A 14361-nucleotide genomic window follows, 5' to 3' on the forward strand; every position below is an offset into this window, starting at 1 on the left:
GGGAGTTGAAGGAGAAATCCGCCGCGAGTGCTCTCGCGGCGGATTTCCCGGTGCGCGCCCGAAGGGATTCGAACCCCTAACCTTCTGATCCGTAGTCAGATGCTCTATCCGTTGAGCTACGGGCGCATGTTTAGTTGTCACCCGGCGGGCCGGATGTACAGCGGAGGCTCCGGGATTTGAACCCGGGAGGGGCTTTGAACCCCAACCGCATTAGCAGTGCGGCGCCATAGACCAGACTAGGCGAAGCCTCCCGGGGCCCCAGGCCGCTCGGGAGGTAAGAGTACACAGGCGGTCGCTGTGGAGGCAAAACGCCCCCCTGTTAGCGGCGGAGGGCACGCAAAAGTGCTGGTGGGCGGCCTCCGAAGCCTTCCGCCTCCATGGCGGCGAGGGCGACCCGGGGAAGGTCTCGGACGGCGGGGAACAGCAGGAAGCGGGGGTTCCAGCTGGGGCCGAACTTGGCGTTGAACCGGTAGAGGGTCTCGATCTGCCACCAGCGCGAACCCAGGCGCAGGGCGCGGGCCCAGAGGCGGGCGATGGGACCCGCGCCGATGCGGGCGCCGCGTTCCAGGGCGGCGCGGAAGGCGGCGAAGTTGAGGGAGACGCGGTCGACGCCCAGGGAGCGGCAGGTGGTGAGGAACTCGGCGATCATCAGTTCGTTGAGGCCGTTGTCGCCGATGGCGCGGTCGCGGCGCATGAGGTCGAGGGAGAGGCCCTCGGGGCCCCAGGGGACGAACTGGAGTAGGCCGCTGACCTCGCCCTCCCGTTCCGCGGTCACCACGACGCAGTCCGGGTCGTCGGGACCCGCGAGGCGGGAGAGGGCCATCGAGAAGCCGCGTTCGGTCTCGGTGCCGCGCCAGTGTTCGGCCAGGGTGGCGAGGGATTCGCGTTCGTCGTCCGGCAGGTCCACGGAGCGGCGGACGCGGACGCTGTAGCCCGCACGGTGGAGTTTGGCGACGGCCTGGCGGACGCCGCGCATGGCTCGGCCGTCCAGGCTGAAGGTGGGGACGTCCACGATGGCCTCGTCGCCGAGCTCGATGGCGTCCAGGCCGTAGCGCAGCCATACCGTGGCGCCGCGTTCGGAGCAGCCGATGACGGCCGGGACCCAGCCGTGGTCGCGGCACTCGGTCAGGAAGACCTCGATGGCGCCCGGCCAGGCCTCGATGTCGCCGAGCGGGTCGCCGGAGGCGAGGGCGACGCCCGCGAGGACGCGGAAGCCGACCGCCGCCTTGCCGGACGCGGAGAACACCACCGACTTGTCCCGGCGCAGCGCGAAGTAGCCAAGGGAGTCGTCGGCGCCGTGCTTGACCAGCAGTTCGCGCAGCCGTGCCTCGGCCTCGGCGTCCAGGCTGGGTTTCGGTTCGGCGGAGCGCAGCAGGTAGTAGCCGCCCAGCAGGAGGGCACCGATGCCGAAGACCAGGCCGATCGCGGCGGTCAGGTCGTCGAGCCAGAGTGTCGGCTGGACCGGGCCGGTGATGCCGACCAGGGCGAGCACCGAGTGCAGCAGCGAGTCGCCGACGCCAGGGTGACCGGACAGCCTGGCCGGGGCGGTCAGCAGCAGCACGGAGTTGGCCACGACCCCGGCGACCAGCAGCTGGATCGCGACCCGCAGGGCGCGCCACTTGCCGTGCACCGGGTCGGCCTTGGCCCGGAAGTGCTTGCGGGTGAGCACCAGCGCCCCGCACAGGATGAGCGCGGTCAGGCCCGACCCGATGCCGTGCCGCCAGCCAAGGTGCGCCACCGCGATCAGCCCGGTGACCACCACCGCGACCTGCCAGGCCCGGCGCTTGCGCCTGCGCAACGCGGTGGCCAGCATGATCAGCATCACGCCGCTGGCCAGCACCGCCACCCCGGCCGCGACTGTCGCCTCGGTGGGCAGGTCGAGCCAGCCGCTCACCGCGTCCCGCAGGTGCCTGCGGCCAGCGGGCAGCACGACGGACATCACCGCCAACAGTCCGACCAGCCGGGCCGACCAGGTCAGCAACCGGACCGTGGACTCATCGCTGGGCAGCCAGCGCCTGCTCTCCCCTACTTCGCGCACGGCACCAGTGTCCACGCCCGACCTAACGCGGCGATTCGTGGCGATTTCGAACACATCGATCCACCCGTTGTCCCCGCTAGAGTCGGCTGCGCCACACCCAGAAGGAGGGGCACATGGACAAAGTCGTCCCGAGCGCGGCCGAAGCGGTTGCCGACATCCCGGACAACGCGAGCCTGGCCGTCGGCGGGTTCGGCCTCTGCGGCATCCCGAGCGTGCTGATCCAGGCACTGCTCGCCAAGGGGGTGACCGGCCTGTCGGTGACGTCCAACAACTGCGGCGTCGACGACTGGGGCCTTGGCCTGCTGCTGCGTGAGAAGCGCATCGTCCGGATGACCAGCTCCTACGTGGGGGAGAACAAGGAGTTCGCCCGCCAGTACCTCTCCGGCGAGCTGGAGGTGGAGCTGACCCCGCAGGGCACGCTGGCCGAACGGCTGCGCGCGGGCGGCTCCGGCATCCCCGCCTTCTACACCCGCACCGGCGTCGGCACCCAGGTCGCCGACGGCGGCGTGCCGTGGCGCTACGACGACGCGGGCAACGTGGCGGTGGCCTCCCCGGCCAAGGAGGTCCGCCAGTTCGACGGCCTGGACTACGTCCTCGAACAGGCGATCGTGACCGACTTCGGGCTGGTCCGCGCGTGGAAGGGCGACCGGCACGGCAACCTCGTGTTCCGCGACTCCGCGCAGAACTTCAACCCGCTCTGCGCGATGGCGGGCAAGGTCAGCATCGCCGAGGTGGAGGAGCTGGTCGAACCGGGCGAGCTGGCCCCCGGCGAGATCCACCTGCCGGGCATCTTCGTGCAGCGCGTTGTCGCGCTCACCCCGGAGCAGGCCGCCGAGAAGCGCATCGAGCGCCGCACCGTCCGCACGAAGGAGGCCTGAGATGGCGTTGACCCGTGAGCAGATGGCCGCCCGCGCCGCCGCGGAGCTGACCGACGGCTCGTACGTGAACCTGGGCATCGGCCTGCCCACCCTGGTGCCGAACTACGTGCCGGACGACGTGGAGATCGTGCTGCAGTCCGAGAACGGCATTCTCGGCGTCGGCGCGTACCCGTGGGCGGGCGACGAGGACCCCGACCTGATCAACGCGGGCAAGGAGACGGTCACCGTCCGCCGCGGCGCGTCCTTCTTCGACTCCGCCCTGTCCTTCGGGATGATCCGCGGCGGCAAGGTCGACGCGGCCATCCTGGGCGCGATGCAGGTGTCGCGGGTCGGGGACATCGCGAACTGGATGATCCCCGGGAAGATGGTCAAGGGCATGGGCGGCGCCATGGACCTGGTGCACGGGGCCAAGCACGTGGTCGTGCTGATGGAGCACGTGGCGAAGGACGGCTCGTACAAGATCGTGGACGAGTGCTCGCTGCCGTACACGGGGCTGCGGGTGGCGCAGCGGATCATCACGGACCTGGCGGTGATCGACGTGACGTCGGCGGGGCTGGTGCTGCGGGAGCTGGCGCCGGGGGTCGGGGTGGATGAGGTTCGGCAGAAGACCGAGCCGGAGCTGACCGTGGGGGCGGACGTGGTGGAGATGGCTGTCGCTGGGTGAGGCTGGGTGAATGGGCGGCGCGGTGCTCGGGGACGGGTACCGCGCCGTTCGCGTTTTCCTGGGCGTTTTCTCTGGGCGGCCTTGATCGAATCCGACGGCCGCGCAAAAAAGCCCGCCGCTCCACTGGGGGAGCCCCCGCTGGCCATTCTACTCGGTGGGGGTGGTAAAGGATCTTGGAATGGTGGGCGTGGATCTTGGCTGTGGATAACTTCTGTCGCTGGGGTGGGTGAAAAAGTCAGCGGGTGGAGGCGACGAGGGTGTGTAGGCGTTGGGTGAGGCGGGGGGTGTCGGCGGGGGCGAGGGTGAGCCAGTCGGTGCCGTTGTGGTGGGTGGGGAGGGCCAGGTAGCGGCCCGCGGTGGTGTCGAACCAGTTGACGACGTCGGTGCGGGTTCGGCGGCCGAGGCGGTCGACGGTGTTGGCGGCTACCTGGCCGCCGCCGTGGCGGGAGTTTTCCACGAGGGTGGCGATGGTGCGCATGTCGCGGCCGCTGACGCCCGCTTGGTTCAGGATCGTTTCCAGGCCGCCGAAGCCGGTGTCGACGTAGGCGTCCACCGCGTTGTTGAAGACCGATTTGGGGAGGGTGACGGCGGTGCCGGGGCCGGGGTCGGCGGCCGGGAGCAGGGTGATGATCTCGCCGACTATCCCGCCGCCACCCAGGGGGCCGATGCGGACGCGGCCGCCGGTCTGGACGGCGAAGACGGCGCGGGTGCCGCGGCCCGCGCCGAGGACGCGGACGTGGCGACCGATGGAGAGCAGGCCGTCGACGCTGAACTCGTTGCGGGCCAGCAGGGTCAGGTGGTCTTCGAGGCGGCGGTCCAGGTCTCGGCCGTCGTGCAGGCCGCGGGCGGCGAGGGTCTGCACAACCTCGGTGCGCAGGCGGGCGCGGTCGTCGAGGGTGGTGCCGTGGACCGGGATCTCCAGCGGGTAGGGACGTTCAGCGAGGCCGAGTGACTCCCACACGAGATCGAACTCAAGCAGGGTCAGGGAGGCTACTTTCACCGCAGGTGCGCGTCGAACCAGTTGAGGGCGCGCTGCCAGGCCTCGGCGGCACCCGAGTCGGACCGGTAGCGGACGACGTCGGTGGCGACCTTGGCGGTGCCCGCTGCCTCGCGGAGTTTCGCCACCTGTTCCTGGCCGATGGCCGCCTCGCCCGCTTCCGGGTAGAGGCCCAGCCACGGCACCCGGAGGTCGCCTGCGACCTCGACGAGTGCGGGCAGGCCCGCGGACAGCGGCTCCAGGATTCCGCCACCGGACACGGTGACCGCCGCGCCGATGTCGCGGCTCGCGCCGACCACCAGGGCGACCGCGCCGCCCAGTTCGAAGCCCATCACGCCGATGCGGTCGGCCGTCAGCCCGTGCCGGGCCAGCCAGGCGAAGCCGATGTCGGTAGCGGCCAGCACGGACTCCCCGGACAGCTCGCTGAGCTTGTCGCGGGCCTCGTCGTGGCCCACCTCGGCCGAGCCCGCCTCACCCGCGTAGAGGTGCGGCACGACGACCAGCCAGCCCTCCTCGGCCAGCCCGGCCACCATCCTGGTCACCGTGTCGGTGATGCCGCGGGCCTCGTGCAGCACGACGAGGCCGCCGCGGGTGACCCCGTCGGGTTCGGCATAGGTGACGCGCAGCGCACGGCCGTCATCGAGCCGGAAGTCCTCTGTGCGGGTCTGGGCCATGACATACCCAACCATGCGGGGGTTAATAGCAGTCAACGTGATCACTCGCTCACCCGTCCGCAGGACAACAGGCATTTCCGTCGAGCGCGGTACGACCATCGGACGGTTGTGTCCGCTGGGTAGCATCGTAGTGCCGCCCCCTTGCGACGAGGAGCCCCGATGACCGTGCGTACCCGCGCCGACCTGGAATCGCTGCCCAGCTACGTGCCCGGCCGGAGCCTGCCGGGGGCGATCAAGCTGGCCAGCAACGAGGTGTCGTTGGGCCCGCTGCCCAGCGTGGTGACGGCGATCGCCGAGGCGGCGGCGCGGATCAACCGCTACCCGGACAGCGGGGCGGCCGAGCTGACCGCGGCGCTGGCGCGCAAGCTGGACGTGGCCGAGGATCAGGTGACCGTCGGCTGCGGGTCGGTGACGCTGTGCCAGCAGCTCATCCAGGCGACCTGCGCCGAGGGCGACGAGGTGCTGTTCCCGTGGCGCTCGTTCGAGGCGTACCCGATCGTCACCCAGGTGGTGGGGGCCGCGCAGACGCGGGTGCCGCTGACTGCCGGGCACGCGCTCGACGTGGACGCCATGATCGCGGCGGTGACGCCGAAGACGCGGCTGGTGTTCGTGTGCACGCCGAACAACCCCACCGGGACCGCGTTGACCCGGTCGGAGCTGGAGCGGTTCCTGGCCGCGGTGCCGGAGGACACGCTGGTGGTCATCGACGAGGCCTACCGGGAGTTCGTGTCGAACCCCGAGGTGCCGGACGGCGTGGCGGTCGCGAAGGAGCAGTGGGCGCGCGGGCGGGACAACGTGGCCGTGCTGCGCACGTTCTCCAAGGCGTACGGGCTGGCAGGCCTGCGGGTGGGCTACCTGGTGGCGCCCGCGCCGGTGATCGACGTGGTGCGCAAGGTCTTCATCCCGTTCGGCGTGAACGCGCTGGCGCAGGTGGCGGCGTTGGCTTCGCTGGCGGCGGAGGACGAGCTGCTCGCGCGCTGCCGGGAGATCGTGGCCGAGCGCGGCCGAGTGCGGGCGGAGCTGGTCGAGGCGGGCTACGAGGTGCCGGAGAGCGAGGCGAACTTCGTGTGGCTGCCGCTGGGCGAGCGGGCGATGGAGTTCAACGAGCACTGCCTGGCGCAGAAAGTCGTGGTGCGCGCGTTCGCGGGTGACGGCGTGCGGATCACGATCACCACGCCGGACGAGAACGATGTCTTCCTGGCGGCCGCGCGGTCGTTCCCGCGCTAGTCACTTCAGTAGCAGCTGGACGATCGCGGCGAGTCCGACCAGGACGATCACCCCGCGCAGGACCGCGGGGGACAGCTTGCGGCCGACCTTGGCCCCGAGCAGTCCCCCGACGGTCGCGCCCGCGGCGATGAGCACGACCGCGGGCCAGGCGACGTCGGCGATGAAGATGAACAGCACGCCCGAGGTCAGGTTGACGATGGTGGCCAGCACGTTCTTGATCGCGTTGGTGCGCTGCAGCGGCTCGTCCATCAGGATGCCCATGAACGCCAGCAGCAGGATGCCCTGCGCGGCGCCGAAGTAGCCGCCGTAGATGCCGGTGGCGAACACGGCGAGCAGCAGGCCGATGCCGCCGTGCGGGTGCCGTTCGCCGCTGCGCTCGGCGAGCTTGCGCGACAGCCACGGCTGGATGACCACCAAGACCAGGGCGAGCACGATGAGCACCGGCACGATCGCCTCGAACGCGCCGGGCGGGAGCACCAGCAGCAGGATCGCGCCGCAGACGCCGCCGAGCAGCGAGGCGGTGCCGAACCGCAGCAGCCGGGGCAGCTGGCCCTTCAGCTCGGCGCGATAGCCGATGGCGCCCGCGACCGAGCCGGGCACCAGGCCGAGCGAGTTGGACACATTGGCCACCACCGGCGGGTAGCCGACAGCCAGCAGCACGGGGAACGTGACCAGGGTGCCGGACCCCACCACGGTGTTGATCCCCCCGGCGAACACGCCCACCAGCAACACCGCGACGCCTTCCCAGAAGGTCACCGCGGGCATCCGATCATCGGCACACCTGGCACCCTAACCCGATCGGTGGACGTCGACCGGACGCGTTCAGGTCTTGTCGCGGAAAGCCGCCACCATCTCGGCCTCGGCGTCGGCGAGGTAGCGCTCCAGCAGCCGGGCGGCGCCCGCGACGTCGCCCGCGGCGGCCGCGGCGGAGATCTCGCCGTTGCGGTGCAGGTAGCCCTCGTGGAAGGTGCGCGGGTGGCCCATCTCCAGGAAGCCCAGCCGTAGTTCCGCGCTGAGCTGGCTCATCAGCTCGTCCAGCCGGGGGCTGCCCGCCGCGGCCACGATCTCGCGGTGGAAGTGCGTGTTGGCGGTGCCGACGGCGCGCCAGTCCTCTTCGGCGTGCGCCTTGCGGCCGAGCCGGACCTGTTCGGCCATCCGCGCCCAGTGCGGTTCGCCGGAGCGGGCCAACGCGGGCAGCTCGATCATGCGGCGGACCCGGTAGAGGTCGATGATGTCGTCGACGTCCAGGGTGCGCACGAAGACGCCGCGGTTGAGCTTGTGCTCCAGCAGCTTCTCGTGGGCGAGCAGGCGGAACGCCTCGCGCAGGGTGTTACGGGAGACCTCCAGCGGCTTGAGCATCTCTTCCTCGGCGATGCGGTCGCCGGGGCGCAGCCCGCCCTCCATGATCAGGTCACGGAGCGCGGCGGCGGCCGCCTCGGCGGCGGTGCTGCGCGCCTCGCGCCTGGTCGCCGCCAGCGTGCTCAGCCGGTCCCCGATCGCCGTGCTCACCCGGACCTCCCGGTGGATTGTTGAACGTTCCTACAAGTCACAGCTTAATCGTCCGATCGGGCCATTGTCATATTGTTCAACAATCCCCACACTGAACGACACTACAAGTGAACGAGTGAGCGGGGTGCGTGATGACGACAACGACACCGGAGGGGACCGGCGCGCTCGCCTGGTTCCGGGCACTGTCGGGCAAGGGGCGACGCGCGTTCGTCGGCGCCTTCCTCGGCTTCGGGCTCGACTCCTACGACTACTGGGTGCTGCCGCTCGGCCTGACCGCCATCGCGGCCACCTTCGGCCTGGACAGCGCCGAGACCGGCTGGCTGTCCACCGCGACGCTGGCCTGCTCGGCGGTCGGCGGGGTGGTCGCCGGGGTGCTGGCCGACCGGCTCGGCCGGGTGCGCACGCTGATGATCACCGTGCTGACCTACGCGCTGTTCACCGCGCTGTGCGGGCTGGCGCCGAACTACGAGACGCTGCTGGTCCTGCGCGCCCTGCAGGGCCTCGGCTTCGGCGGCGAGTGGGCCACCGGGGCGATCCTGGTGGCCGAGTACGTCTCCGCCCGCGACCGCGGCCGGGCGTCGGCGGTGATCCAGAGTTCGTGGGCGGTCGGCTGGGGCGCCGCCGTGATCGTCTACACGGTGCTGTTCCGGGTGGCCGACCAGGACGTGGCCTGGCGGCTGCTGTTCCTGACTGGCGCGCTGCCCGCGTTGCTGGTGTTCTTCCTGCGCCGCGGCATCGAGGACGCGCCCGCGTTCACCGAGCACCGGGCGAAGGCACGCGACTCGCTGCGCGCGATCTTCCGGCCCGACCTGCTGCACACCACCGTCTTCGCGTCCCTGCTGGCCACCGGCTGCCAGGGCGGCTACTACACGCTGGCGACCTGGCTGCCCAACTTCCTGGCGAAGAGCCGGGGGCTATCGGTCGTCGGCACCGGCGGCTACCTGGCGTTCCTGATCACCGGGGCCTTCCTCGGCTACCTCACCGGCGGTTTCTTCACCGACCGGCTCGGGCGCAAGCGGAGCATTCAGATATTCGCCGTGCTCAGCGCGGTGCTGCTCATTCTTTACACACAGCTACCGACGTCCGCCGGTGATTACGTGATGTATCTGGGTTTCCCGCTCGGGTTCTGCTCGTCGGCCATCTTCAGCGGGTTCGGCGCCTACCTGGCGGAGCTGTACCCGGGCCACGCGCGCGGCGCGGGACCGGCGTTCACCTACAACTTCGGGCGCGGCGTGGGCGCGTTCTTCCAGGCGGCCGTCGGCTACCTGGCACTGCACTACGGCGTCGGCGGCGCGATGGCGCTCGGCGCCCTGGCCTACGCGCTGGCGTTCGTGTCGCTGTTCTGGTTGCCCGAGACCCGCGGCCACGAGCTGCGCTGACCAATAGTCCACAGAGGAGTGATCCGGGGGTAGTGCCATGTCCGACCTGGCCATGATCGCGTTCGGCGTGCTGGTCGCGTGCCTCGGCGTGCTGTGGCTGCTCGGCCGCGCCGAGCTGTTCGGCAGGCTGGCGGTGACCGGCTTCGTGCTCGGCTCGCTGGCGACGTTGTCGCTGTTCGTGCTCGTCAGCTGAAACGAGGGCGGTGCCGGAGAACCGGCACCGCCCTCATATTCGTACTTGTACTACTGGAGATCAGTTGGTGCGACGGCGGCGGGTGAACAGCACCGCGGCACCGCCCGCCACCAGCGCGGCCAGACCGAACCCGAACAGGCCGCCCACGCTCGCACCGGTGTAGGCGAGGTCCTGCGACTGGGCGGTGGTGGTGGCCGGGGTGATCGAGCCCTGCGCGACCGGGTTCACCGCGGGCACGATGCCGCCCTGCGGCTCGGGGTTCGGAACCGGCGCCACCGGGGGCGTGACATTCGCCGAGGTGACCAGGCGGAGCGCGTCCTTCTCCTCGTCCTCGTCGTAGTCCTTGGCGATGACGAAGCACGCCAGGCCGACCGCGCTGTCCGCGGCCATCTCGTCGTTGATCTTGAATTCCCGGTCCCAGCTGCGGGTTTCCTTCGGCGCGAGGTTGGCGCCGTTGGGGTCACCGAGGGTGTCGATCCAGGTGGTGTCGTTGGAGATGCCGCAGATCGCGACCACGCCGTCAAGGTCCCGGGTGCCCGTGTTGGTCAGCTTGAGGGTCCAGTGCGCGGTGTCGCCCGTCGTGTAGCTGTCCTTGTCCAACGCGATGGCGCCGGAAAGCACGTCGACCAGGTTGCCCCGCTGCCCCTCGCGGACCGCGCGGATCGTCTTGGTGACGTTCCCGTTCGCGGAGATGGTGATGTTCTCGGCGTTGTCGCCGTTCTGGTCCAGGTGCAGCACGATGTAGTGCGGCGGGTTGGTGTACTTGACGCTGTAGTCGCCCGCTTCCAGGTCGGCGAACGAGAAGCGGCCGTCGGCCCCGGTGGTGGCTGACTTCGGGGGCTGTTCCGCGTCCTTGCGCGTGACGGTGACGGTGACGCCCGACAGCGCCTCGCCGTCGTCGAAGACCTCGTTGTCGTTGTCGTCACCGAAGATCTGGCCGGAGTAGCTGCCGACCGGCTGCGGGTCTTCCGCGGCGGGCGCGGGGTCGCCCGCGGCCTCGTTACCGGCGTTGGGCTGCTCGGCGGCCGGGCTGTCCACATCAGACTTGTCAGGGTCCTCGGCGGGGGCCGGGGTGCCGGTCTCCGGAGCCTGCTCGCCCTCCTTCTGGGCAGGCTCGGCCTGCTGTTCCGCTGGCTTCGGCGCGGGCTCGTCGGTCTTGGTCTCCGGCTTGGTCTCCGGCTGCTCGGCCGGAGCCGGGGACTCCGAAGTGGACGGTTCGACCTGCTGCTCGGCCGTCGCGACCGCGGTGGTGCCGGTGGCGTCCGTTTCCTCGGCCGAGGCGACAGTGGCGGTCATCGTCGCGCTCAGCGCGAACACAGCGGTGATAACGCCGAGACGCGAAACCGTCCGGCGCACGGTGGTGCGGCGCAATGTGTTTTCCCACTTCCCCAGTTCAAGACCGGCTGCGACGCCCCGACGGGTCCCCAGTAAACCCGCGTCGTCCGGTCACGCAATGGCGTTGATCCGGACTATAGCGGATCTACCCCCATTTCGCTCTATCGGGTGAAAGTGTGCCGCGGTGCGCCAATCAGCCCAGGTTGCGGGTGCCGAACGTGTCGCAGGTCGTGGGGTTGCCGCTGTTGATACCCGCGGTGAACCACTTCTCGCGCTGTTGCGAACTACCGTGCGAGAACTGGCTCTCGTCCACCCGGCCGTTGCCCAGGTTCTTCTGGATGTAGTCGTCGCCGATGCGGGCGGCCACATCCAAGGCGCGGTTCACGTCGTCCTGGGAGATGGACTTGATCAGCGGCTTCCCGCTGGACGTCGGCACCGTGGTGGCGTGGTTGGCCCAGACGCCCGCGTAGCAGTCGGCCTGCAGTTCCAGGCGCACGCCGTCCGAGGTGGGACCGGTGCCGGGACGGACCTTGTCCGAGGTGCCGAGCAGGTTCTGCACATGATGGCCGTACTCGTGGGCGAGCACATATGCCTCGGCGAAAGTGCCGCCCTGGGCACCGAACCGGGTCTGCAACTCCTTGAAAAACGAGAGATCGATGTACACGCGGCCATCGGCCGGGCAGTAGAACGGGCCGACGTCGGCGGTGGCACCACCGCAGCCGGTGTTGACCGAGCCGCTGAAGAAGGTGGTGGTCGCCGGTTCGTAGGTGCGGCCGGAGCGGGAGAACTGGTCGGTCCAGTAGCCCTGGATCGAGTTGATGATCGCGACCAGCGCGCAGTCGTCCTTGGTGTTGGCGTCCTTGCCGGTGCGGCATTCCTTGGACAGGTCCGAGCTGCTCAGCGACTGGCCGTCGCGGACGCCGCCGGTGCTCAGCGGCACGCTCGCGGGCAGGCCGCCCAGCTGGGAGAGCACGAAGTACACGATCAGACCGACCAGACCCAGACCACCGCCGCCCAACGCGACCCGGCCACCCACACCGCCGGAGCCGCGGGTGTCCTGGACCTGTGAGGTGTCGAGCGCTACGTCGTCGTCGAACTCCACGAGCACACTCCGCGTCCGGGCCTGCTTGGTCCTGTCCCGCAGGACTCTAGTGGGCGCGGGCGGGGAAGGGGGATGGGACGCGCCTGGGTGCGGACGCCTCTCGTCGGCGTCCGCACCCAGGGTCCGTCACGTCGCAGCGGCCCGCCGTTCCGGCGGGTGGCGTGGAACCCGGCCGGGCGGGTCAGGAGACGCGCCCGATGCGGGGGTCAACATCGTCGAGGTGCAGGACCGACGCGTGTCGCGCGCCGCGCACTCGAAGGGATCCGTCGAAAAACCGCCCTCGTCCACGACTGCTTCGATACTGTCGACTCAGCCGCGGGGGCGCGGTAGGCGGCAGACCACTGCGGGATTTGTCTGCATCGCCACGGCACCACCTGACCTTCCCCGGCGGGCTCGGTGACCAACTGGTTCGGCATTCCGTGGGTCACACCGTGCCGGCCGTCACACCCATCGTGCACCGGCCATCCCAAATGGACAACCCCGAGCACACTCCCCAAACCGGTGAACTTGTGTAACACGCCCCGTCCCACCGCGAAAGTGCTTGTTGGCTCGGCTTCGCCTCGCGGCGGGATCGCCTTTAGCCGGTCCCGCGTGGTGGCTGGGTTTGGGGTGGTTAGGCGGGTGGGCTACTGGGTGACTGCCACCCGGTCAGCCACCGGCGGCGCCAGATTCGGATGCCCAGTCAAGTAAGCAGAGAACGCATCCAGATCCACCGGCCCACCAGCCAAGTCGGAACCCTTAGCCAGTTCAGCAAACCCATCCCCACCCGCGGCAAGGAAGTTGTTCACCGACACCCGGTACTTCCCTGCCGGATCAACCGGCTGACCCGCGACAGTGATGTTGGAGACCCGATTGCCCTGCGCCGCGGACTGCGACCACGAGTAGTGCAAAGTGGACGAGATCTGCAGGAAGCGGGTCACGGTCGTGCCGTTGGGCTGTACCTGCCACTGCTGTTCCAGCACGGTCTTGAGCTGCGCCCCGCTCAACGTGATGGTCTGCATGATGTTGCTGAACGGCTGCACCGCGAACGCCTCGCCATAGGTGACCACGCCGTTGCCCTCACCCGCGGGTGACGAGGCGTAGGTCAGGTCGGTGCGGATGCCACCCGGGTTGGTCATGGCGATCTGCGCCTGGTTGCCCTGCGTGGCCGCCAGCTGCGCGTCGGCGATGACGTCACCCAGCGGGGTCTCCCCGGCGGCGGAGGCGGTCCGGGTCAGGTCCGCGGTGATGGTGCCGATCTGCCTGTTCGCGATCGGGCCGGACTTGGTCACCGACTCGTCCACCAGCGCCTGCACCGCCGGGTCCGGGGTGACGGTGCGGGTGACGACCTCGTTGTGCGCCACGGTCGCGGTGCGCACCACGTCCCGGGTCTTCTTGTCGATCTTCAGGTCGACCACGGAGAGCAACCGGCCGAAGGAGGCGCCCTGGATCACCGGACGCGGGTTGCCCGCCGGGTCGTTGATCACGCAGTTGTACTGCTGGTGGCTGTGCCCGGTGAAGAACACGTCCACCGACGGCGACGCGGCGGCCGCGATGTCCCTGGCCGGGCCGGGCAGCGTGCGGCAGTCGTCCGGGCCACCGCCCTCGGTGCTGTCCCCCTGGTGCAGCAGCACGACCTGGGTGCGGATGCCCGCCAGGTCCAGCAGCCGCGAGGTCTGGTTGATGGCGTGGACCTCGTCGCCGAACCTGAAGCCCTTGATCGCCTCGGGGGTGACCACCGACGGCAGGTCCTTGAGGGTGACCCCGATGATGCCGACCGGGATGCCGTCCACGAACTTGATCGTCACCGGCAGCACGGCGGGCAGGCCGTTGTCGAAAGTGATGTTGGCACCCAGGAACGGGAACTTGGCGCCGCGGAACGGGTTGTGGAACTGGCAACCGTCGGTCGGGTGGCAGCCGCCGAACTGCATGCGCAGCAGCTCCCGGTAGCCCTCGTCGAACTCGTGGTTGCCGATCACACTGGCGGACACGCCGACCTTGTTCATCATCTCGATGGTCGGCTCATCGTGGAACAACGCCGAGTTCAGCGGCGACGCGCCGACATTGTCCCCGGCGGAGAGCACCAGCGAGTTGCTCACCTGCCCGCGCAGCTGACTGATGTGCGTGGCCAGGTAGGCGGCCCCACCCGCGTCCACCGTGGTCCCGTTCGCCAACGTCACCCGACCGGACGACCCGGCAGGCGGCTGCAGGTTGCCGTGGAAGTCGTTGAACGCGATCAGCCGCAGGTCCGTCGTCCCCGCGGGCTTCGCCTCGGCGACCCCGGCGAACGCCGACACCGCCACCCCCACCGCGGCCACGGCAGCCGCGACACGCACCGATACCCTCATCAGTCCTCCGCACCGAAACGCCCGGGTCCCTGCGACCG

At 69.9% G+C, this 14361-nt stretch carries 13 protein-coding genes and 2 tRNA genes; 5 read left to right on the plus strand and 10 right to left on the minus strand.

Features of this window, described 5'->3' with window-relative positions; translation table 11 throughout:
* Positions 1 to 53: 53 nt before the first annotated feature.
* The 3 genes from C503_RS0116895 to C503_RS0116905 form a co-directional block, all read right to left on the minus strand.
* Positions 54 to 126 (minus strand) — tRNA-Arg (locus C503_RS0116895).
* 35 nt (positions 127 to 161) lie between these two features.
* A tRNA-Ser gene (locus tag C503_RS0116900) sits at positions 162 to 251 on the minus strand.
* Positions 252 to 319: 68 nt separating this feature from the next.
* Entirely contained in the window at positions 320 to 2038 is a 1719-nt protein-coding gene (locus tag C503_RS0116905) for a phosphatidylglycerol lysyltransferase domain-containing protein (protein ID WP_018683399.1), read from the minus strand.
* Positions 2039 to 2151: 113 nt separating this feature from the next.
* On the opposite strand from C503_RS0116905, the gene C503_RS0116910 reads away from it, so the two are divergent.
* Entirely contained in the window at positions 2152 to 2916 is a 765-nt protein-coding gene (locus C503_RS0116910; protein ID WP_018683400.1) for a CoA transferase subunit A, read from the plus strand.
* Between the two features lies 1 nt (position 2917).
* Positions 2918 to 3580 (plus strand): 3-oxoacid CoA-transferase subunit B, encoded by a 663-nt coding sequence (locus C503_RS0116915; protein ID WP_018683401.1) that lies wholly within the window; start codon positions 2918 to 2920, stop codon positions 3578 to 3580.
* Between the two features lie 235 nt (positions 3581 to 3815).
* Here C503_RS0116915 and C503_RS39670 read toward each other — a convergent pair whose 3' ends face one another.
* On the minus strand, positions 3816 to 4580 hold the full coding sequence (locus C503_RS39670; RefSeq protein ID WP_018683402.1) for an ESX secretion-associated protein EspG: 765 nt from the start codon (positions 4578 to 4580) through the stop codon (positions 3816 to 3818).
* Complete coding sequence (locus C503_RS0116925) at positions 4577 to 5251, minus strand: dienelactone hydrolase family protein (protein WP_018683403.1); 675 nt, start codon at positions 5249 to 5251, stop codon at positions 4577 to 4579. Before C503_RS0116925 ends, C503_RS39670 begins: the two co-directional genes overlap by 4 nt.
* 159 nt (positions 5252 to 5410) lie before the next feature.
* Between C503_RS0116925 and hisC the strand changes: the two genes are divergently transcribed.
* Complete coding sequence (gene hisC / locus C503_RS0116930; RefSeq protein WP_018683404.1) at positions 5411 to 6478, plus strand: histidinol-phosphate transaminase; 1068 nt, start codon at positions 5411 to 5413, stop codon at positions 6476 to 6478.
* On the opposite strand, the gene C503_RS0116935 is transcribed toward hisC, so the two are convergent.
* Both C503_RS0116935 and C503_RS0116940 read right to left on the minus strand, forming a co-directional pair.
* Entirely contained in the window at positions 6479 to 7234 is a 756-nt protein-coding gene (locus C503_RS0116935) for a sulfite exporter TauE/SafE family protein (RefSeq protein WP_026316390.1), read from the minus strand.
* Positions 7235 to 7300: 66 nt separating this feature from the next.
* On the minus strand, positions 7301 to 7987 hold the full coding sequence (locus tag C503_RS0116940) for a GntR family transcriptional regulator (RefSeq protein WP_018683406.1): 687 nt from the start codon (positions 7985 to 7987) through the stop codon (positions 7301 to 7303).
* Between the two features lie 131 nt (positions 7988 to 8118).
* Between C503_RS0116940 and C503_RS0116945 the strand changes: the two genes are divergently transcribed.
* Entirely contained in the window at positions 8119 to 9366 is a 1248-nt protein-coding gene (locus tag C503_RS0116945; protein WP_018683407.1) for an MFS transporter, read from the plus strand.
* Between the two features lie 37 nt (positions 9367 to 9403).
* The gene (locus tag C503_RS45990; protein ID WP_018683408.1) at positions 9404 to 9559 is read left to right on the plus strand and encodes a hypothetical protein; all 156 of its coding nucleotides are present in this window, start codon (positions 9404 to 9406) and stop codon (positions 9557 to 9559) included.
* A gap of 60 nt (positions 9560 to 9619) precedes the next feature.
* Here the strand turns inward: C503_RS45990 and C503_RS0116955 are convergent, their stop codons facing one another.
* The 3 genes from C503_RS0116955 to C503_RS0116965 form a co-directional block, all read right to left on the minus strand.
* Entirely contained in the window at positions 9620 to 10855 is a 1236-nt protein-coding gene (locus tag C503_RS0116955; protein ID WP_156893279.1) for an SdrD B-like domain-containing protein, read from the minus strand.
* Positions 10856 to 11087: 232 nt separating this feature from the next.
* A complete protein-coding gene (gene ypfJ / locus C503_RS0116960) occupies positions 11088 to 11996 on the minus strand; it encodes a KPN_02809 family neutral zinc metallopeptidase (protein WP_026316393.1) in 909 nt (302 codons plus the stop codon).
* 626 nt (positions 11997 to 12622) lie between these two features.
* Complete coding sequence (locus C503_RS0116965; protein WP_026316394.1) at positions 12623 to 14323, minus strand: bifunctional metallophosphatase/5'-nucleotidase; 1701 nt, start codon at positions 14321 to 14323, stop codon at positions 12623 to 12625.
* Positions 14324 to 14361 lie beyond the last annotated feature (38 nt).

The sequence above is a fragment of the Actinokineospora enzanensis DSM 44649 genome, assembly GCF_000374445.1.
Classification (GTDB): Bacteria; Actinomycetota; Actinomycetes; order Mycobacteriales; family Pseudonocardiaceae; genus Actinokineospora; species Actinokineospora enzanensis.